Here is an 18573-nt window from a genome sequence, read left to right on the forward strand (position 1 = left end):
AGGCTCACCGGTGTTCCTTTAAGATTTGAAGTGAAAAAAACATCCTTGTTCCCCGCCCGGGCTCGCTCTCCGCCCGGATCGTACCGCCATGGCCTTCGACGATCTGCCTGGCGATTGCGAGGCCGAGACCGCTGCCGCCAGCTGCCCAGGTCCGTGAAGACTCCGCACGGTAGAAGCGTTCGAAGATATGCGGCAGCGCATCCGCCGGGATGCCGGGACCGTTGTCCGACAGCCGCACCGTCACCTCGTCCGCACCCTCCGGAGCTTGCACGCCGATCGTAATGATTTTGGGCTCGCGGTTCATATACTTCATGCTGTTGTGGAGCAGATTGTGGACCACCCGCTTCAGCTTCTCCCGGTCGGCGAGCACCGTCACCTTCCGCACGGGGATCTCCTCCCATACCACCTGAATGCCGTGCCGCTCGAAATCGATCGCGTGCTCCCGGATGATCTGCTGGAGCAGCGCAGCCAGCTCCGTCTCCTCGAAGGAGTACGGCTCTTTCTTGAGATCCAGCTTCGAGTAAAAGAAAAGCTCCTCCACCATCCGCTCCATATCCGCGGCCCGCGTGTGAATGGCCCCCGCATACTGCGCAAGCTTCTCCGGCGTCCTCGCCACGCCGTCCCGGATCCCCTCGGCGTACCCTTTGATCGTGGTGATCGGGGTCCTGAGATCGTGCGAGATGTTCGAGAGCAGCTGCTTGCGGTTCTCCTCATAACGCAGCTGGAGCTGGATCGAAGCATGCAGCTGCCTGCGCATCTCATCGAAGCTCATGACGAGCTGTCCGACTTCATCCCTCGATTCGGCCTGCAGCTCATAGGTCAGATCGCCCGCCTTGATCTTCTCCGCCGACTGCCGGAGCTCTTCGAGCGGCTTGACGATCTTGCGCGTGACATAGCGGTAGAGAATGAAGCTGGTGATGAGCACGATGAGCAGAATGACTCCGATAAGCACCGGCAGCAGGGTGCGGATCATCTCCGCGAACGGACTGCGTTCTCTCAGCACGAAGATGCTGCCTTTCACCCCGGCGGCCTCGTCGAAATAAAAGTCAAACTTCGCGTATCCGAAAAACCGGCTGTTCATATTGAGCGTATTGCGGATGGAGTAGTTCCCGAGGTCATACGCGGGGAGCACGCCCGTGAAGTCGGTCTGCGGCATGTTCGGCGTGGAGTAGATCAGCGCCTCGTTCCGGCGGACAACCAGTCCGGCCTGTACCATCTTGAGCTGCAGGTCATAGTCCTGAAGCAGCTTCAGGTCCGTCAGCTTGGCCGGGTCATGCTTGGCCAGGTACTTCAGATCGAGGAAGATGCTCTCCTCTTCCTCCGACAGCGGATGAAGACCGTAGTGAATCGTATAAAAGCTGCGGAGGCTCTTGAAGTCCCCTGTCACCGCTGCCGACAGCAGATACGCCGACAGCACGATGAGCAGGACCGAGACAATGACGACCGAAGCAAAGGAAAGCAGCAATCGGAACCTGATAGACACCCCGTCCCTCCTTCCTGTTCCTCCCTATTGTGTTCTGTATGGGATGGTGTCATGTACCTCATCCACTGTAGTACAGCCGGCGCCGGTTTGGCAACTAAACAAAAAGACCCCCAGCACCGAGGGTCTCTCTTTAACTTTAGGCGGACTGATGTGTTCCCTGTTCAGGCAGACGAGTCTTCAGCACGGAGTTAATGCGCTCGGATGCGGCAAGCATCAGGAAGGCATACAGCAGCACCAGTACCGGAAAAATGCCGACCGTCAAGGAAGCGGCCAGTACTCCAAGCAGCGGCGGAAGGATCGTGCCGCCCGTATAAGCGGCCGCCATCTGGTAGCCCATAATCCGCGGAGCATGCTTGCTCCCGAAGCGGGCCGGCGTCTCATGGATCATGCAGGGGAAAATCGGCGCACAGCCAAGTCCCACAAGGATCAGCCCGATCAGGGAGCATACGGCCGGCAGCGGCAGCAGCAGAAGAAGCGCTCCACCTAGAACGATCAGCTGCCCTGCGCGGATCAAGGTGCGGCTGCTGACCTTGAAGGTAACAAATCCGGTAATGAACCGCCCGACCGTGATGCCCCCATAGTACATCGAGATCCAGCCTGCAGCTGTGGATGCCGGCAGCTCTTTGACATAGACCAGGTAACTGCTCCCCCATAAGCCTACGGAAGCCTCAACCCCGCAGTAGAAGAGGAACGTGAGCAGTGCGAGGATTACTCCCTGTTTTGCCGGCCGCTTCTCCTGTTCTTCCTGGAGATGAATCGGCTTCGTCCCATTCCCTGTCTGCCGGCCGTTCCCGGAGGCATTCTCACGCGAAGCGGCCGCCAGCTTCCAGAGCGGCAGGGCAAGCAGCAGCACAGCGACCAGACCCCATTGGAGCAGTGAGATCGTCTGATACCCCTGCCTCCAGGACGCGTCGCCGGTAACATACTGCGACAGGATGATAGGCCCCAGGGTAGCCCCGATCCCCCAGAAGCAGTGAAGCCAGCTCATGTGATGCGCCTTGTAATGGGCGGCCACATAACTGTTCAGCCCCGCATCGACAGCCCCGGCTCCGAGTCCGAGCGGTACGGCAAAAAGAAACAGCCATGCCGGCGAAGGGGCATAGGCGTAACCGCCAAGCGCCGCAGCGGTAAGCATGACGCTGATCATCGTCACGAGGCCGGTTCCCAGCCGCTGGATCAGCCATCCGCTGAATAGGCTGGAGAAGATCGTCCCTGCCGCGATCAGCATGGAGATATAGCCGGCCAGCCCAAGCGGCGCGCCGTATTCGGCCTGCATCACAGGCCAAGCCGAGCCCAGCACGGAGTCCGGCAGGCCCAGAGAGATAAAAGCGATATAAATCAGAATTAGCAGTAAAGTAACCATAGATTGAAGCTCCCATCTGTCTATTCGGTTAGTTGGCCAAGCGCAATCCAGATTCCAAAATACCCAGGGTCTGCGCGATCATCCCGCCCCTATAATCGGACGTAAAGTCCCCGGAGACCCACAGCTCCGGCATAGACCCGGCCGGCAGCAGCCTGCCGCATTCCTCTCTCAGAACAGGAAGCTGCTCCTCGCCGATGAAGCTCCCGTGCAGTACGACAAAATCGGGATTAATGACGCAGCACACCGCCGCTGTCAGCTTGACGGCGGCAGCGAGCTTTGCCTCGAGCGCCGCGTGATGCAATGCCTCTCCCCAGGTGACGCCGAGCGGAATGTTCGCCACCTCGCCCGCAAAGCCTCCTCTGCCTCGGAACAGCTTCCCCTCGATGACGATCCCTGCCCCTGGCGGGAACCGGTCCGGAATGTACAAGTAGGCGCCGGTCGCATCTGCGGCTACGCCTTTGCGTTTCCAGAATCCCACTGCGGCTGCATTGACGTCATTCTCCACGATAACCGGTCTGGAGTACTTGTCACGGAAGTGTTCTCTCAGTGCGATGCCGCGCAGTGCGGCATAGTCGGACACCAGCATCCGTCCCTCATATTCCGCACCCGGCAGTCCGATGCCGATCGCGCCGATGGAAGGATGGGCGGCGAGCCTCTCGTCAATGAGAGACTCGAAGGCCTGCAGGTCCACGTTCTCTACCACAGTCTCCGTATCCGACACCACCCTGCCCAGCAGATTGACCACGGTACAGCGGATCCGGATAACTCCTTTGACTTCATGCGGGAACAGGATGAGGGCCAGGGCATAATCTCCGTTGTACTCAAAAAGCTGTGCCGGCCGGCCACCGGCCGACGAAGCGAGCTCCGCTTCCTGTACCTCTCCCCGAGCAGCGAGCTCCTGCAGGAGGGTGCCGACGGTCACGGTACTGAGTCCTGTGGCCAGCGCAAGATCCCGTTTGGCCGCCTGCCCCTTTTCCTTGAGCGCCCTGCGAACCAGGTTCAGATTCACCTCCCGGATGACCAGGGAGTTGCCGCCGATCGATTCCAAGCTATCGCTCCTTTCCAAGTAACGAAATCACTTTATAAAAGTATTTTCATAAGTGATTATGACTTTACAGCACCTGGATGCATCTGTCAACCGGGAAGTTGAAGTGATGGAAGTTAAAGATGGGTTAAGTTTTACTCGTACGCTTTATAGCTTTCCCGATTATGGTTATAATGGAAACTGGATTCTTGCTTGTCCAAGGCATACCAAATCGACTAAGGAAGGTGTTACCGTATGAGCCTGCGCCTGACCACCTATCTCGTGATGAACGGGAATGCGAAAGAAGCCATCGATTTCTACCAAAAAGCACTGGACGCCAAGCTGCTGTTCTCCCAATCGTTCGGAGAAATGCCCGAGAACCCCGAATTCCCGCTGCCGGAGAGCGCCAAATCGCTGATCTCGCATGCCATGATCAAAATCGGAGATTCCGATCTCATGCTGTCGGATACCTTCCCGGGGCAGCCGCACCAGAGCGGCAATCAGGTTACGATCTGTATCTCCACAGCGGACCCGTCGCAGGCCCGCCAATTGTACGACGCCTTGTCCCAGGACGGTCAGGTTCAAATGCCGCTGCAGGACACTTTCTTCAGCCCTTCGTACGGCATTGTAACCGACCGGTTCGGCATCACCTTCCACATCTACACCGAAGGCAAACAGTAACAGGTGTCAGGTTTTGCAATCTGCTCTCTGCGATATAGACTGGAAGAAAAAGACGGCCACCACCAACCGGTGAACCGTCTTTTTCTTCCTCCTGGAGTGAGAACGCATGGCCTGCCGGACCGCTGACCAACACTTCCGCCGCAGTGTGGAAGCAGCAGGCCTGCAGAGAGCCCTTCCGGTTAGATCAAACCGGGCGCCCCGCCTGCGGCCAGCAGCAGGTTCAGCCCCTGTGCGGACGAGCCCTCTTCCGACGGATCGTCTGCAGCGCCGGATGCCGGAGCGGCGGCCATCGCTTGAATGATCACCTCGATATCGGAGTCCGTCCACACAGTGCAGTCACCGAGCTCGAAGCGTTCGATCCGGTAGCCGCCATTCACGAAGAACCGGTCCACGGCAAGTCTCATATGCTCCGCTTCGATAAGCAGGTTGCCTCCATCCCGGGAGAGCTCCAGTTGATCTTTACTAAAGCCGTTAAGGCGGACAACGTCCTGCTCCCCTTTCACACCATTCTCAGAAATCCATTGCAAATCCAAGTTGGTGCCGTTGAGCACATACTCGTCCTGCCCCTGGCCGCCTGTTAATACTTGAGAATAAGTGTCGTTCACCGTCAGAACGTCGCTTCCGTTTCCGCCCAGCATCGTTGAGGTACTCCTAGTCGATCATCAGAACAATCTTGCCGCGCCCGTGCCGTGTTTCGAGAGCCCGATGCGCCTCCCCCGCCTGGCTCAGCGGGAACACCTGCCTGATGTGAATCTGCAGCCTGCCCTTTAGGTGCAGGTCCACCAATTCGGCAAGGCGGGCGGCCGAACGTTCCCCCCGGACAACACGAAATCCGAGCTCTTCGATCAGGTCGTAGGCATAGAACGTACAGACGCGGTTCCTGTCCTTCACGAGCTCCACGGCCGCATGAAGCCCTTCGCCTCCGGCCGTATCGAATGCCGCATCGATGCCGTCCGGAGCAAGCTGCCGCAGCCGGTCAGAGAGGCCTGCCTCATACGTTACCGGTATGGCTCCCAGCGAACGGATGAAGGCATGGTTGCCTTCGCTGGCGGTGCCGATGACGGTTTTTGCTCCCCACTCCTTCGCCAGCTGCACGGCAATCGAACCCAGTGAGCCTGCCGCACCGTTGATCAGGACCGTATATCCCGGTCCGACGCCGATCGCCTTCAAAGCGATATGAGCTCCCTGGCCGTTGCCGGTCAGCCCGCCCGCTTCCTCCCAGCTCATCGTCACGGTCTTGCTCACGAGCTGGTCCTCCCCGACGACCACATATTCGGCATAGCTGTTCAACAAGGAGTAGCCCAGCACTTGGCTGCCCACCGTGAAGCCGTTAACCCCTTCCCCCACCTGGTCCACGATCCCCGCGAACTCATTGCCCGGAATCTGCGGGAGCTTCACCTCCAACCCGTAGGCCGGCTTCCAGCCGCTTCGCACTGCGCAGTCAAAATGCTGTACACCGGCGCTTTTCACATGAACCCTCACTTGACCGGGCCCGGCCTGCGGCTCGGGAAGCTCCATTACGCGCAGGACCTCCGGTCCTCCAAACGAAGCGAATGCTGCTGCTCTCATAGATATCCCTCCTACTTTACTCCATCCCAGCGGGAATCCGCCCCCCGACGATCTCAACCGGCAGGATCCGCTTTCTGGGAAGGCGGTGTTCGCTTGCTTAGTGTCATTGTATACCCCATAATTCATAATGAATAATACATTTTGCTCGATAACATTCATTCCTTTGAGTATATAGGAGGAGGGATAGACGTTGGAACTGCTGCAGCTGCAGTATTTTCGCACGGTTGCGCGGATGGAGCATATGACGAAGGCGGCGCAGGAACTGCGGGTCGCCCAGCCCGCCCTAAGCAAGACGATCGCGCGGCTGGAGAAGGATGTGGGGGTGCCTCTGTTTGACCGCGACGGCAGACAGATTAAGCTGAATACGTACGGCCGGACGTTTTTGGACAAAGTGGAGGCGGCGCTTACCTTGTTGGAAGAGGGCCAAAAAGAGGTTGCGGATCTCGCGGGATTAGAGTATGGGAGCATTCATTTGGCCGCCTCAACGGTGGAGCGTTTGTCGGAGCCGCTCCGCGACTTCTTCTCTCTTCACCCGAACGTCAGCATGCGGATCACGCAAGCCTCCATGGGTGAGATGGCCGACCTGATGGAAGCCGGCGGCTTGGATCTTTGCTTTACCCCTCTGCCCATGGAGGGGCCGGATTGGGGTATGGTGTCCGTATTAAAGGAAGATGTCTACCTCGCCGTTCCTCCGGGACACCGGTTAGCCGGCCGGGCAAGCGTCCGCTTAAGTGAGGCAGCGGATGAACCTTTTATTGGATACAATGAGGGGGTTCATTTTCAGCATATGAATGACGCGTTCTTCCGTACAGCTGGGCTGGCGCCCAATTATGTCTGCAGGGTAGACGAACCTTCGGCGATTGCCAGGCTGGTCGGATCCGGACTGGGAGTCGCACTTGTAGGCAGCTGCGGAGCGCCGAATGCCCCGATTCATCTGCTGTCCATTGAATATCCGGTCTGCCAGCGCCAATTTCATCTCGTGTGGCGCAGCAAGCGGTATCTCTCCCTGGCGGCCCGCAAGTTCCGCGATTTTATGGTGGAGTATTACGCCGAGGGATGAGAGGATCTCCCCGCCGGTTGATGCCGGGGCAACCGCCGAGGGGCCGACGGCTGATGCGGGATACATCCCAAGCAAAAGAGGTGAGTACGATCCACGCATTCATAAACATCCTGCTCGTCCTATGGGTCTTCACGGGAATAACCGCCTCCCTTCTCATCCGGCAGTTCTTTGGAAGAAAGTTCGGCGTTCCTGCGATCCTTTTTGTCATCTTGATCTATGGCACCGCCTCCGAGTGGAACGGCGGGGATTTGAACAGAGCGCTGGGTAAAGCACTCCAGTTCCTTTTCAAATGACAGCCGCTGTTCCCTGGCTGGACATTATTATGACATTTGTCACTCCAATAATTCATCGAAATGCGTTATATTTATGGGATAATATAGTAAAGGAGGATAATTAAGACTTGGGTAATAAGAAGGCAAGGTCCTACTTGGTTGCTGCAGTGATTGGTCTTGGTTTGGTTCTCGGCTTCGTTTATCTCTATACCACCAAATTAAGCTTCTGATCCACATGACGTCAAAGCGGGGCCGCAGGGCTCCGTTTTTGCGTGCCGGCGCCTTATTCCGTTCCATGGTATCGCCGCATACCGGATACTCTGCAATCCGAAAAGCCGCCAGGCATCGCGCAGGCGGCTCAATAATTCAAGCATTTATAACTGCCCCTACCCCTGCCGGCTGCCCGTCACCTTCTCCTCTATCCCACGGAACCACGGGGTTTTGAACAGCACCATCCCTCCTGCCGTGAAGGAGATCAGGAAGCAGCCCAGGATTACCATCGGGAGGCCGGATGCCTCGAAAACCCCGTGACCCAGATACGTCTGCCATCCAATGGCGGCAAGGCCAAGCAGATAGAACAAGCCCGTGAGATGGATGAACTTCAAGCGGCTCCGAGCCGGGAGGGACGTATGCTTCGTCAGCCAGGCGGCACCCGGCACCGCCTGCAGGGCGTGAAACCCGAGGCCGTGCAGCACGATGATATTGCCGCTCGCCCCGACCATCCGGCCTTCGTTGACCGAGATCCATAAACCGGCGGCGAAAGAGAGCAGCACCGCGGCCATAGCATAGCGTATGCCCAGCACAAGCTCCGGATGAAGCGCACGCGCTCTCGGCAGAAAAAAGTAAATTGCGAAAAACAGATAATACAAGACAAGCAGCAGGGCCACTGTCGCAAAAATGTTCCCTACCGCTTCGTCGAAGGGGGTTCCGTTCTCGACAAACCGGGGATTGACCCCCCGGAAGTTCTGGACGTTCTCCGCGAAGTAGGAATACAAGGCGAGAACGATATAGGACCACCGGAAGAAGGCCCGGCCTATGTTTCCCATGCCCGCATAGGGCATGATCGCCGCTGTGGAGAGCAGGAATATGCCCAGCGCCGCATTAAATGAGAACGCTCTGGAGACATGGCCTCCGGGAGCCACCGCCTCCCCATTCAGCAGAATCCATACCGCACACACACCCGCCAGCAAGAACCCGAGCAGCCCTGTCAGCACCATCCAGAATTCTCCTTCGAACAACTTCACCTGTGTCCTGCTTCTTTCTGCCGCCCACACCGTATCCTGTACTGCCTCCACAGCCATCTCACCGTCTCCTTTATTTGGAATTTCGCTTCCCTTATCGTACCGCGGAGACGGTGATGCGGTAACTTGCCGAAGTCCAGAATAAATCCCCGACCTTGGTGCAGGCAGGGGCTGGACCGCTGGCTTTTCTGCATAAAAAATAGGTGCCACAAAACCCATGAGGATGGGATCAGGACACCTTTATTCGTCTTAATGGTTATGGCCTCATCATGAGGCGGTTCATGCGCTTCAGTTCCACTGCACGGGTAAGGAGGAGACGCCGAATACCATATTGCTGTCCATCTGCTCACGTTCGGTCACGGAATACATTACTGCCTCGGAGCTCCGCTTGCTCGGATGGAGGTGAACCTGGCGGCCGCCCCGATCTCCCGGCAGTGAGAGATGCTGACCTGCACCTGCCCGTTACCGCAGCGATGCTACTATTCGTTACATAGTTTTCCTTTTCTCATTCAAATTCCCAGAACAATTATCGGAAATCGGAGGGAGATTATGGGTTGGTATGCTTTATTCGTGCAATCAGGCAGAGAAGAACGAGTACGCGAAGAGCTGTACAAGCGGTTTGAACGATCCCATCTGGATTGTCTCATCCCCCTGAGGATGAGCAGGAGACTTATTTTAAGCAAATCCCCGACGAAGAAATCAAGCTGCTTCTGGAGCTGACCCGGCAGGACGACACGCTCGTGTACTCCGAGATGGTGATCGAGAATTCCAAGGTGATCGTGAATTACGTTGCGCGGTTCGGGGCCTGTGCGATCAGCCGGGTCTTGCGCCAATTGCCGAACCGGTAATTCAGGAAATTGAGTGTCGTAGCGACGGCGAACCCGCTCGGGAAGCTCCACCAGATCGCATTGAACCCGTAATGGTGGCCGAAGAATACCGCCAGAGGATTGCGGACGAACAACAGCGCGATGAAGGAGACGATCAAGGGACCGACGACCGCACCGGAGGCCCGCACCACTCCGGCCATCACAGTAAACGTGCCGAAGATAATAAAAGACCAGAGGGTTACATCGTTAATGTGCATGCCGAGATCGATGGCTTTGCCGCCCTCCGGCAGGAACAGGCCCAGGGCCTCCCGGTTAAACCAGTGCAGGAAGAGCACCAGCGTGCCGGTAAGCGTGATATTGAAGGCGATTCCCGTCCAGGTAATGCGGGATACACGGTCCCAGCGTCCGGCACCTATATTCTGCGCAGCTATGGAGGTCACGGCTCCCCCCACCGCCATCGCCGCATCTGCACGTAGTTGGAGATTTGGCTTGCCACCCCGAAGGCGGCGGCGGCTTCGGAGCCGTAGGAATTGACCAGGTGAATCAGGATCAGGTTGCTCAGCGATACGACGACGAGATTCAATCCCATCGGCACACCCTTTTGGATGGTGGTGCGTATGATCCGCCAATCCATCCGGAGCAGATGAAGCTCCTTGCCTGTAATCCGCAAAAAATACTTCTTGTAGTACAAATACAAAATAAGAAGCACGAAGCTCACCAGCTGGGCGATGAAGGTGGCCGTGGCGGAGCCGCTAATGCCCATGGCGGGAATCGGTCCCGCTCCGGCGATGAGCAGCGGATTCAGTGCGATATCCAGCACGGCCGACAATACTAAGAAGTAGAACGGCGTCTTGGCATCGCCCGAGCCCCTCATGATGGCCATAACCAGATTAAAGCCGAATAGAAACGGCGTTCCGGTGAACATGATCTGCGTGTACGTCACGGCCAGCGCCTCGGCATCCGGCGGCGTATTCATCCAGCGCAGAATGACATGCGAGAAGGCGTACCCGAGACCGGCAACAAGAAGAGACAGCAGGAAGAAGAACACCGTGCTTGTGCCAACTACTTTCTTCGCCTCCTCCACCTGCCGGGCGCCAAGCTGCTGGCCGATGAGAATGACGGCGGCCATCGCCAGACCGAAGATGGCGCTGACGAGCAGGAACATCAGCAGGTTCGCGTTGAATGTCGCCGCAAGAGCGGTCTCGCCCAGGTATTTGCCGATCCAGATCGCATTGATCGAGCCGTTAAGCGATTGCAGCACATTGCCTAGCAGAATCGGTAAAGTGAAAAAAAATAGCGTTTTGGCAATCGGCCCTTCAATGAGGGATGACTGCGCTTGGGATGGTGGGTTGCTCATCGGTCACGGCTCTCCTTCTTGTTCAATATAGCTCCAATTCAATGGAAACGGCTACATCATACCATATATTCCATTCCGTCCTAAAGAAAGGATTTTATGGAGAGCGCCCGAAGACTGCCAGTAACTCCCCGGCAGTCTTCCGCAGTCACCGTATCACATCCAACTCATCCGCTTATCCCTGCCGGCCTTTAATCACAGGACTCCAGCGTACCTTTCTCTCACTACCCTCGCCGCTTCTACCATATGGCGAAGGGAGGCGATCGTTTCCTCCGCCCCGCGGGTCTTGAGCCCGCAGTCCGGGTTGATCCAGAAGAGCCCCGGATCCAGCACGCGCAGGGCGCGCTCCACCATTGCCGTTATTTCCTCTACGGGGGGAATCCGCGGGCTGTGAATGTCATAGACCCCAAGACCGATGCCGAGGCTGTACGTATTCGTCTCAAAGCTGCCGATGAGCTCGCCGTGGCTGCGGGACGTCTCGATGGAGATCACATCGGCATCCATCTCCTCGATGGAGCCGATCATATCGTGAAAATCGCAGTAGCACATATGCGTATGGATCTGTGTCGTATCCCGTACCGAGCAGGTCGCCAGCCGGAACGCTCTGACCGCCCAGGCAAGGTACGCCGCATGCTCCGCTTCCTTCAGGGGCAGCCCTTCGCGGACGGCCGGCTCGTCGACCTGGATCATGCCGATGCCCGCCCGCTCCAGCGCCTCTACTTCCTGGCGCAGCGCATAGGCAAGCTGGCAGGCCATCACCTCCCGCGGAAGATCATCGCGGACGAACGACCAGTTCAGGATGGTGACCGGCCCGGTCAGCATCCCTTTCACCGGGCGCGGGGTCCGCGACTGCGCGTACGCGGTTTCTACTACGGTCATCGCGCCGGTGAAAGCCACATCCCCATAGATGACCGGCGGCTTCACGCAGCGGGAACCGTAGGACTGCACCCACCCGTTCTGCGAGAACGCAAAGCCGTCCAGCTTCTCGCCGAAGAACTCCACCATGTCGGTCCGCTCGAACTCACCGTGCACCAGCACATCCAGCCCGATCTCCTCCTGCACATCGATCCACCGGTCGATCTGCTCGCGGATATAGCCGGCATACCGTTCCCCGCTCCATTCGCCACGGCGCCAGAGCTGCCGGGCTTTGCGCACCTCGGCGGTCTGCGGGAAGCTGCCGATGGTCGTCGTCGGAAAGGGCGGCAGCTTCCATTTCCTCTGCTGGGCGGCCTGTCTTACTGCGAAAGGGCTGCGTGCCGGCGAATCGGCCAGGGCGGCGGCAACGGCCTGCTGAATGTCCCTGCGGCTGCGTGCCGGTGACCGCTGCAATGCCTCCAGCGCGCGCTCCGCTGTCTCCAGCTCGGCTTCATGAGAAGCCGGGCCTCCGGAGAGCGCCCGGGCCAACAGGACGACCTCCTCCAGCTTCTGGTCGGCGAAGGCCAGGGCGTTCTTCAGTTCGGGCGGCAGCTTCGTCTCCGGCTCTGTCGACACGGGCACATGCAGCAGGGAGCAGGACGTCTGGACGATCATCCGTTCGGGCGGTACGAAGGCGGACAGCTCTTGGAGCAGCTCCAGCTGCCCGCGAAGGGGCGACCGCCAGATCCCGCGCCCGTCCACGACGCCGGCTCCGAGTACTTTGTCCGCCGGAAAGCCGTGCTTCCGGAGGGACGACAGGTTGCCGGAGCGGCCGTGCACGAAATCCAGGCCGATGCCCTGAACGGGCAGCCGGATGATGTCGCTATAATACTCCAGCGACTCAAAATACGTCTGCAGCATTATGCGGATGCCCGGCACTAAAGAAGCGAACGTCTCACAGATCCGCTTCAGCCTCCCCAGATCCGCTTCGCCGACGCTTGTCACCAGCACGGGCTCGTCTAGCTGCACCCACTCCACTCCTTCTTCCGCCAGTTCCCGAAGGACCTGCACGTACAGCGGAAGGAGACGGTCGATCCAAGCATCCGTGTCGGACGCTGCGTATCCTTTGGACAGCTTCAGGAAGGTCAGCGGCCCCAGCAGCACGGGCTTCCCCTTGATCCCCAGCTCCTCACGGGCTTCCCGGTAAGCGAGGAGCGGTTTATTCTCCGTGAGCACCGGCTCCGCCCCGTCCAGCTCCGGCACGATGTAATGGTAGTTCGTATTGAACCACTTCGTCATCTCACTGGCCGGCGCATCCTTCAATCCGCGGGCGATGCCGTAATAGGTCTTCAAAGGAACGGCCCCTCCGGTATACCCGAACCGCCTGGGAACGATGCCGAACATGACCGCCGTATCGAGCACATGGTCGTAATAGCTGAAGTCGTTCACCGGAATCAGTCCGATTCCCTTCTCCTTCAGCCTTCGCAGATGATCCAGACGGATCGCCTGCAGCGCTTCATGCAGACCGGCTTCCCCGAGCCTCCCCGACCAGAATGCTTCGAGCGCCTTTTTCCATTCCCTGCTGCCGCCGATCCGCGGATAGCCGAGTACACTGCTCCGTACCATCTTATTCACTCCTTCTGCACCCTGGATTTCCTTGCCCCAGGTGATGTACAAGAAAGATAACACGGAGACCTTGTTATCGGGTAACTCCCCGTAGCTATGTCTGGTTATAGCCTGCGGCTATACCCATGGTCAGGAAATGGCTCTCCCCAGCGCTTCCACATAAGCGGTGCCCAGCTTGGTCAGCGGCATCTGGCGGTGCGCGATCCAACCCACGTGGATCAACTCGTCGCACTCGAGCGGCACGGGAATGATCTCATTGCCGTTGAGATCCCGGCTCAGCACCCCGGTGGAGATCGTGTAGCCGTTCAAGCCGATGAGCAGATTGAACAGGGTCGCCCGGTCGTTGACCCGGATGCTTTTGGGGTGGGTCATCGTGCTCAGAATCTCCTCGGCGAAGTGAAAGGAGTTGAACTCTCCCTGCTCAAAAGAAAGATACGGATACTGCTGCAGCTCCCCAACCGTCACACTCGCCTGCCCCGCCAGCGGATGGCGGATGCTGATGAAGATGTGCGGCCTCGCGGTGAACAGGCTGTGGAACTCCAGATTCGCGTCCTTGAGCAGCTTGCCGATGACCTTCCCGTTGAACGCGTTGCGGTACAGGATGCCGATCTCGCTGCGGAGATTCCGGACGTCCTCTATGATCTCGTAGGTTTTGGTCTCACGCAGTGCGAACTGATATTCCTCCTGTCCGTACGCCTTCACGAGCTCCACGAACGCATTCACGGCGAATGCATAGTGCTGGGTGGATACCGAAAAATGCTGGGGGGACGGTCTCGCCTGCAGATAGCGCGTTTCGAGCAGCTCCGTCTGCTCGACGACCTGCCGCGCGTAGCTCAGGAATTCGACCCCTTCCTTCGTGAGCGTGATGCCCTTGTTCGAGCGCTCAAATACCGTAATCTGCAGCTCCTGCTCGAGATCCCGGATGGCGCTCGAGAGGCTGGGCTGCGAAAGGAACAGCCGCTTGGCGGCTTCGTTGATGGAGCCCGTCCTGGCTACCTCGATGATGTACTTCAACTGCTGCAGCGTCACTGGCCCGCACCTCTGTCTGTTAAGATTGGGTTCTTCATACCCATTATACCTCTCGCGGGGGGCTCCGCAATCTTCAGCCTGCACATGCCCCTGCCCCCTTGCCACGCCGTGCCGGACCCGGTAGGATGAAGCTATATTCCGCATCCTGCATCCCTTACGGCACCATGCTCATCCAAGCAGGAATGAAGCAAGGAGGGCTCCGGCCATGCTTGTCCGCCACACCTTTCCCCACCCCCGTCTTCTGCCCTACGTCGAAACGTACTGGTGCTGGGAGTCCGAGGCTCTGCCTTCCGGCCGCCTCCCCCGGATCCTGCCCAATCCGGAGTCCGAGGTGCTGCTGCACTATCGTACGCCGCTGCAAACCGTGACCCTGGACGGGGAGCTCCGCCGAATCCCCTATGCTGCCGTCGCGGGTCCGCAGACCAGGCCTTGCGATCTGCTTGCCGGCCTGGATGGCGGGCAGCCGGGACCGGTCGGGATCGTCGGCATCCGCTTCCGTCCCGGCGCCTTCCGCCTCTTCTGCCGGCTGCCCGCCGCCGAGCTGACGGATGCCATCCTTCCCTTGGAGGATGCCTGGGGAGCCCTCTCCCGGGAACTGCTGCAGCGTCTGGAGGAGGCGCCGGATTGGCCGGGCCGCACCCGCCTGCTGGATGACGCGCTGCTGAAGCTGCTGGGGTCCCGGCAGCCCTCCCCTACGCCCGTCGACCGCGCCCTGTCCATGCTGGGGGCGGTACAGCCGGATGACCTGCCGGCGGTCCGCGCGGTCTGCGGTTCGCTCGCCGTCTCGGAGCGGCAGCTCGAACGGTGGTTCTTGGACCGCGTCGGCCTGCCGCCGAAGCGGTATGCCCGCCTGGTCCGGTTCCAGAGGACCCTCATCCGGCTGCTCGAGACCGGCGCTGCTCCAAGCGGCCTCCTCCCCCTGGAGTACGGCTATTATGACCAGTCCCATTTTCTCCGGGAGCTGCGGAGTCTGGCGGGCGCGCCGCTCGCTTCCTTCCGGGAGCAGCCGGATTTTCTGTCGTTTTTTTACAAGACCGGCGGCGCTCCTTCCCGTAATCTGGAATGGACTCAAGAACGGTGAAGGAGATGGGTGCCATGAAGCTGTGGAGGTACAGCGGCTGGATGCTGCTGGGAACGGGGGTTATTCATAACGCGGTCGGACTGCTGCTCGGATGGGATGTCCTCGGCCGCATGGTCCGGGAAGGGCTCTGGGCGACCGTCGGCATGGACGCCGAACGTAACGCGGTCTTCTGGTTCCTCGCCGCCGGATTCGCCTGGATGGCGGCCGGCCATCTGATGCAGACCTGGATTCGGCGCGAGGGCAGACCGGTGCTGGCTGCCGCCGGATGGTATATGCTCGCATTCGCACTGGCAGGCTGCCTGCTCGCCCCGGACTCCGGGATCTGGCTGTTCTTCCCGCAGGCGGCGATCCTTCTTGCGGCGGGCCGCCGCAGCGCTGCGGCCGGGCGGGCGAAGTAACGGCCGGCTCCAGCCGGTACGGCAGCTGGAACGAGAAAAGAGGCCATCCTAAAGATAAGGAATGGCCTCTTGCACATGTCCGTCCGATCTTCGTGCCGCTACTCCCGAATCAGCAGCTCCTGCCCGATGTAGATGAGATCGGGGTCGTGAATGAGATGCCGGTTCCACCGGTACAGCTTCACCCAGTCTCCTGCCCGGCCGAGCTGGCCCTTCGCGATCGAGCTCAGCGTATCGCCCTGCCGGACCACATAAGTACGGGCCCCTGCCGCGGGAAATGTCTCGAAAGTTGTACTGAAGCCGTATTTGGCGGCGCCGCTGCCCGCCGGATCATGCAGGGCTACCGCCCGGCTGGTCACGGCACGGATCGGCTCGCCTCCGAGGCTCCGGGCATGCTTCGGTGTAACGGCCCTCATGATGTAAGGGCCCGAATTACCGGGTGGAGCCGCCTTGGACCGGATCGCTCGGCTGTGAAATGCCCTCCCGTCCGGATGCAGCCACTTTGTAGTAGTAGGTATGCCCCTTCTTCGCCTTCTTGTCCGTAAACCCGGCGCTGCGCGAGGTGCCGATCTTCTCGAACCTTCCGTCCGGGGAGTCCGCACGGTAGATGATATATTCCCGGGCGTCCAGCACCGGGATCCACTTCAGCTCCACGTGATGCTTGTCCCCCTGCGCGGTCAGTCCTGCCGGGGTGCGGCTTGTGATCTCAGGAGCTTCGTTCGCATTGTAACGGCTGAAGTTGTAATGCTCCTTGAACTGGGCACGGGCCTTCCCGGTGATATCGCTCGAGAGATCCACCGGTCCGCCCGAATAGATCGTGGCCTTCGTGGCGGTATACGCGATGATCTCTTCCCTGCTGTCCCCTCCGATGTCCGCAATTGTGAAGTTCGCATCGAAATCGAATTCGGCGACAGGATTGAAGAAGCCGTCGTACAGCTTCGGCTTGATGACCTCGCCGTTCAGCGTCCCCCTCCGGTAAGCCAGCATCAGGGGCGCATGCGTCCCGTTCCAGTTGTTCACGATCTTCGGCACGGTACCGAATCCCGAGTCGTCTGGAGTTTCATGGAAGAGCGTCTCCCCGGTGCGCGAGAAGATGAAGAGGCTGTCCTGGCCCGGTGTGCTGCGGTTGACCCGGTCGAGACCGTAGATCTCGTAGCCCGGAATATCGATCCGGAAATCGCCGAGATAGACGTTCTGCGGTTCGACCGTATCCTTGTTGATCCACAGCTGCTTGCCGAAGCGGTCATAGAGCAGCGTATCGCTGCCGCCCAGCAGAATCTCCTTCCCGTTGCTCCGGTTCCCGTCCACCTCCCCGATCTGGATCGTGTCGACATGATCGGCCACGCCCTGCGCCGCCCACTGGATCGAACCGTCGCTCTCGAAGAAGGTGTAGTTCATGATGAGCTCGTCCTTGCCGTCCCCGTCGAAGTCATAGGGCCACGGGAAGTGCCCGGTACCCGCCGCAGCGCCGTGCTCCGGATGATCCGCACTGTTGTATTCCCAGAGAAGGTTGAAATTCTCGTCGTACACCCACAGCGATTGATAACGGTCCTTCAGGATAATCTCGGACGGCTTGCCGTCGCCGGCAAAATCCGCGATGAGAATCGCGTCGTGCGAACGGACCGGATCAATATCCACCCGCGGATCGCCTGTCGGGCGGGAGAGGGGAAGGTCGTGCTCCCGCTTCACCTGGCCGGTCCGGCCGTCCAGGACCACGAACTTGTCCGTCTTCGACTTGATGACCTTGTTCTCCGGAGGGCCGTCATATTCGGTGACTGTCCGTACATAGAGCACATCATTGTAACCGTCATGGTCGATGTCATAGATCTGGGCGGGCTCGTCGGACCCGCTGCCCGTCACATTCGGGTCCGGGGTCCCCGTCTGCCACAGCAGGTTGCCGTCCAGATCGTAGGCGGTCAGCGCCTGCACCCCATGCGGCACATACGCATCCCTCCAGGCGCCGCCCATATAATCAGGCTGGACCATAAGAATGTCAAGCCGGCCGTCGCCGTTCAGGTCGCCCAGCCGCATCCTCGCCCCGCCGCCTGCAGCGGAAATATCGATTTCTTTGGCCAGCTCCACATGCTGCTTGGTGAGACCGAGAACCACCTTGGATTCGGCGGCCGGCCGTTTTCCCCGGACAGCCTTGACCTTGTACAGATAGGAGGCGTTAGCCGCGAGCCCCTCATCCAGATAGCTCGTCTCCCTAGTTGTCCCGACCTTAACAAAGCGGTCATCGCCTAAGTCAGAACGGTAAATTTCATAGGCATCCGCCCCGGACGAAGCGTTCCAGCTGAGTGTAAGGGAGGTCCCGGTAACCGACCCGACGGTAAGCCCCTCGAACAGCCTGAGCGCTCCCGCGGATGACACCGCTTCCTCTTCGGCCGCGTAGACCTGAGCAGGAGGCAGAACCGGGCCTGACGATAAGGTCAGCGCCGCCGACAAACCAAGCAGTACAGCCGATGTTTTGGACCAAGTAACCAACAGATCATCTCCCCTTCATGGATAAGTGAAGCACCGTTTCTTTCCCCTGTCCCTCCTTTTTTTTAAAATGCTTTCTTTTCCTATTATCCACCGTATTTTCCAAGGAGAGTATTTAAAAATCAGATCCGTTTGTTAAAAATTCAGACTGTTTAAGCGTTTCAATATAAATTGAAAACAGCAAACAGGCCGCACACCGATGGGCCGCAGCCTGTCCTCCAAGCGAGTATGG

General features: G+C 59.1%; 19 protein-coding genes. 7 read left to right on the forward strand and 12 right to left on the reverse strand.

From position 1 onward, the window contains the following. Positions 1-4 precede the first annotated feature (4 nt). From ACP26L_RS19995 to ACP26L_RS20005, 3 genes are all read right to left on the reverse strand, one after another. Entirely contained in the window at positions 5-1483 is a 1479-nt protein-coding gene (locus ACP26L_RS19995) for a sensor histidine kinase (RefSeq protein ID WP_426445726.1), read from the reverse strand. 136 nt (positions 1484-1619) lie between these two features. Beyond that, a complete protein-coding gene (locus ACP26L_RS20000) occupies positions 1620-2846 on the reverse strand; it encodes an MFS transporter (RefSeq protein ID WP_426445728.1) in 1227 nt (408 codons plus the stop codon). Between the two features lie 28 nt (positions 2847-2874). After that, positions 2875-3894 carry an ROK family protein gene (locus tag ACP26L_RS20005; protein ID WP_426445729.1) on the reverse strand — a complete coding sequence of 340 codons (1020 nt, stop codon included), beginning with the start codon at positions 3892-3894 and terminating at the stop codon, positions 2875-2877. Between the two features lie 231 nt (positions 3895-4125). Between ACP26L_RS20005 and ACP26L_RS20010 the strand changes: the two genes are divergently transcribed. After that, on the forward strand, positions 4126-4551 hold the full coding sequence (locus ACP26L_RS20010; RefSeq protein WP_426445731.1) for a VOC family protein: 426 nt from the start codon (positions 4126-4128) through the stop codon (positions 4549-4551). 179 nt (positions 4552-4730) lie between these two features. Here the strand turns inward: ACP26L_RS20010 and ACP26L_RS20015 are convergent, their stop codons facing one another. Next, on the reverse strand, positions 4731-5189 hold the full coding sequence (locus ACP26L_RS20015; protein WP_426445733.1) for a hypothetical protein: 459 nt from the start codon (positions 5187-5189) through the stop codon (positions 4731-4733). 13 nt (positions 5190-5202) lie between these two features. After that, positions 5203-6120 carry an NADP-dependent oxidoreductase gene (locus ACP26L_RS20020; protein WP_426445735.1) on the reverse strand — a complete coding sequence of 306 codons (918 nt, stop codon included), beginning with the start codon at positions 6118-6120 and terminating at the stop codon, positions 5203-5205. Positions 6121-6310: 190 nt separating this feature from the next. Here ACP26L_RS20020 and ACP26L_RS20025 point away from each other — a divergent pair, with 190 nt between their 5' ends. Together ACP26L_RS20025 and ACP26L_RS20030 are read left to right on the forward strand one after the other, a co-directional pair. After that, a complete protein-coding gene (locus ACP26L_RS20025) occupies positions 6311-7180 on the forward strand; it encodes a LysR family transcriptional regulator (protein ID WP_426445737.1) in 870 nt (289 codons plus the stop codon). Between the two features lie 53 nt (positions 7181-7233). Beyond that, positions 7234-7473 carry a hypothetical protein gene (locus ACP26L_RS20030; protein ID WP_426445739.1) on the forward strand — a complete coding sequence of 80 codons (240 nt, stop codon included), beginning with the start codon at positions 7234-7236 and terminating at the stop codon, positions 7471-7473. Positions 7474-7838: 365 nt separating this feature from the next. Here the strand turns inward: ACP26L_RS20030 and ACP26L_RS20035 are convergent, their stop codons facing one another. Next, the gene (locus tag ACP26L_RS20035) at positions 7839-8753 is read right to left on the reverse strand and encodes a hypothetical protein (protein ID WP_426445741.1); all 915 of its coding nucleotides are present in this window, start codon (positions 8751-8753) and stop codon (positions 7839-7841) included. Positions 8754-9242: 489 nt separating this feature from the next. On the opposite strand from ACP26L_RS20035, the gene ACP26L_RS20040 reads away from it, so the two are divergent. Both ACP26L_RS20040 and ACP26L_RS20045 read left to right on the forward strand, forming a co-directional pair. Further along, a complete protein-coding gene (locus ACP26L_RS20040; protein ID WP_426445743.1) occupies positions 9243-9413 on the forward strand; it encodes a transcription termination/antitermination NusG family protein in 171 nt (56 codons plus the stop codon). Continuing rightward, positions 9332-9541 carry a hypothetical protein gene (locus ACP26L_RS20045; RefSeq protein WP_426455241.1) on the forward strand — a complete coding sequence of 70 codons (210 nt, stop codon included), beginning with the start codon at positions 9332-9334 and terminating at the stop codon, positions 9539-9541. Before ACP26L_RS20040 ends, ACP26L_RS20045 begins: the two co-directional genes overlap by 82 nt. Here the strand turns inward: ACP26L_RS20045 and ACP26L_RS20050 are convergent. The 4 genes from ACP26L_RS20050 to ACP26L_RS20065 form a co-directional block, all read right to left on the reverse strand. Then, positions 9478-9960, reverse strand: coding sequence for an MATE family efflux transporter (locus ACP26L_RS20050; RefSeq protein ID WP_426445744.1), 483 nt, complete (start codon positions 9958-9960; stop codon positions 9478-9480). The genes ACP26L_RS20045 and ACP26L_RS20050 overlap by 64 nt on opposite strands. Continuing rightward, the gene (locus ACP26L_RS20055; RefSeq protein ID WP_426445746.1) at positions 9957-10877 is read right to left on the reverse strand and encodes an MATE family efflux transporter; all 921 of its coding nucleotides are present in this window, start codon (positions 10875-10877) and stop codon (positions 9957-9959) included. Before ACP26L_RS20055 ends, ACP26L_RS20050 begins: the two co-directional genes overlap by 4 nt. A 192-nt stretch (positions 10878-11069) precedes the next feature. After that, on the reverse strand, positions 11070-13355 hold the full coding sequence (metE, locus tag ACP26L_RS20060) for a 5-methyltetrahydropteroyltriglutamate--homocysteine S-methyltransferase (RefSeq protein WP_426445747.1): 2286 nt from the start codon (positions 13353-13355) through the stop codon (positions 11070-11072). A gap of 129 nt (positions 13356-13484) precedes the next feature. Then, positions 13485-14384, reverse strand: a complete 900-nt coding sequence (locus tag ACP26L_RS20065) for a LysR family transcriptional regulator (RefSeq protein WP_426445749.1) — start codon at positions 14382-14384, stop codon at positions 13485-13487. Between the two features lie 205 nt (positions 14385-14589). On the opposite strand from ACP26L_RS20065, the gene ACP26L_RS20070 reads away from it, so the two are divergent. Together ACP26L_RS20070 and ACP26L_RS20075 are read left to right on the forward strand one after the other, a co-directional pair. Beyond that, positions 14590-15465, forward strand: a complete 876-nt coding sequence (locus ACP26L_RS20070) for an AraC family transcriptional regulator (RefSeq protein WP_426445751.1) — start codon at positions 14590-14592, stop codon at positions 15463-15465. A 14-nt stretch (positions 15466-15479) separates the two neighbouring features. After that, positions 15480-15863, forward strand: coding sequence for a DUF6463 family protein (locus ACP26L_RS20075; protein WP_426445753.1), 384 nt, complete (start codon positions 15480-15482; stop codon positions 15861-15863). A 98-nt stretch (positions 15864-15961) separates the two neighbouring features. Here the strand turns inward: ACP26L_RS20075 and ACP26L_RS20080 are convergent, their stop codons facing one another. Both ACP26L_RS20080 and ACP26L_RS20085 read right to left on the reverse strand, forming a co-directional pair. Next, positions 15962-16276, reverse strand: coding sequence for a LysM peptidoglycan-binding domain-containing protein (locus ACP26L_RS20080; protein WP_426445755.1), 315 nt, complete (start codon positions 16274-16276; stop codon positions 15962-15964). A gap of 16 nt (positions 16277-16292) precedes the next feature. Beyond that, positions 16293-18344, reverse strand: coding sequence for a fibronectin type III domain-containing protein (locus tag ACP26L_RS20085; RefSeq protein WP_426445756.1), 2052 nt, complete (start codon positions 18342-18344; stop codon positions 16293-16295). Between the last annotated feature and the right edge of the window lie 229 nt (positions 18345-18573).

The organism is Paenibacillus sp. S-38, assembly GCF_049942825.1.
Lineage (GTDB): Bacteria > Bacillota > Bacilli > Paenibacillales > NBRC-103111 > Paenibacillus_G.

What these genes read in the sequence shown, in the direction of transcription:
- ACP26L_RS20000 (WP_426445728.1), bottom strand. Translation starts at nt 2,846, where the DNA reads ATGGTTACTTTACTGCTAATTCTGATTTATATCGCTTTTATCTCTCTG.
- ACP26L_RS20010 (WP_426445731.1), top strand. Translation starts at nt 4,126, where the DNA reads ATGAGCCTGCGCCTGACCACCTATCTCGTGATGAACGGGAATGCGAAA.
- ACP26L_RS20015 (WP_426445733.1), bottom strand. Translation starts at nt 5,189, where the DNA reads ATGCTGGGCGGAAACGGAAGCGACGTTCTGACGGTGAACGACACTTAT.
- ACP26L_RS20020 (WP_426445735.1), bottom strand. Translation starts at nt 6,120, where the DNA reads ATGAGAGCAGCAGCATTCGCTTCGTTTGGAGGACCGGAGGTCCTGCGC.
- ACP26L_RS20030 (WP_426445739.1), top strand. Translation starts at nt 7,234, where the DNA reads ATGCGGGATACATCCCAAGCAAAAGAGGTGAGTACGATCCACGCATTC.
- ACP26L_RS20035 (WP_426445741.1), bottom strand. Translation starts at nt 8,753, where the DNA reads ATGGCTGTGGAGGCAGTACAGGATACGGTGTGGGCGGCAGAAAGAAGC.
- ACP26L_RS20040 (WP_426445743.1), top strand. Translation starts at nt 9,243, where the DNA reads ATGGGTTGGTATGCTTTATTCGTGCAATCAGGCAGAGAAGAACGAGTA.
- ACP26L_RS20055 (WP_426445746.1), bottom strand. Translation starts at nt 10,877, where the DNA reads ATGAGCAACCCACCATCCCAAGCGCAGTCATCCCTCATTGAAGGGCCG.
- metE (WP_426445747.1), bottom strand. Translation starts at nt 13,355, where the DNA reads ATGGTACGGAGCAGTGTACTCGGCTATCCGCGGATCGGCGGCAGCAGG.
- ACP26L_RS20070 (WP_426445751.1), top strand. Translation starts at nt 14,590, where the DNA reads ATGCTTGTCCGCCACACCTTTCCCCACCCCCGTCTTCTGCCCTACGTC.
- ACP26L_RS20075 (WP_426445753.1), top strand. Translation starts at nt 15,480, where the DNA reads ATGAAGCTGTGGAGGTACAGCGGCTGGATGCTGCTGGGAACGGGGGTT.
- ACP26L_RS20080 (WP_426445755.1), bottom strand. Translation starts at nt 16,276, where the DNA reads ATGAGGGCCGTTACACCGAAGCATGCCCGGAGCCTCGGAGGCGAGCCG.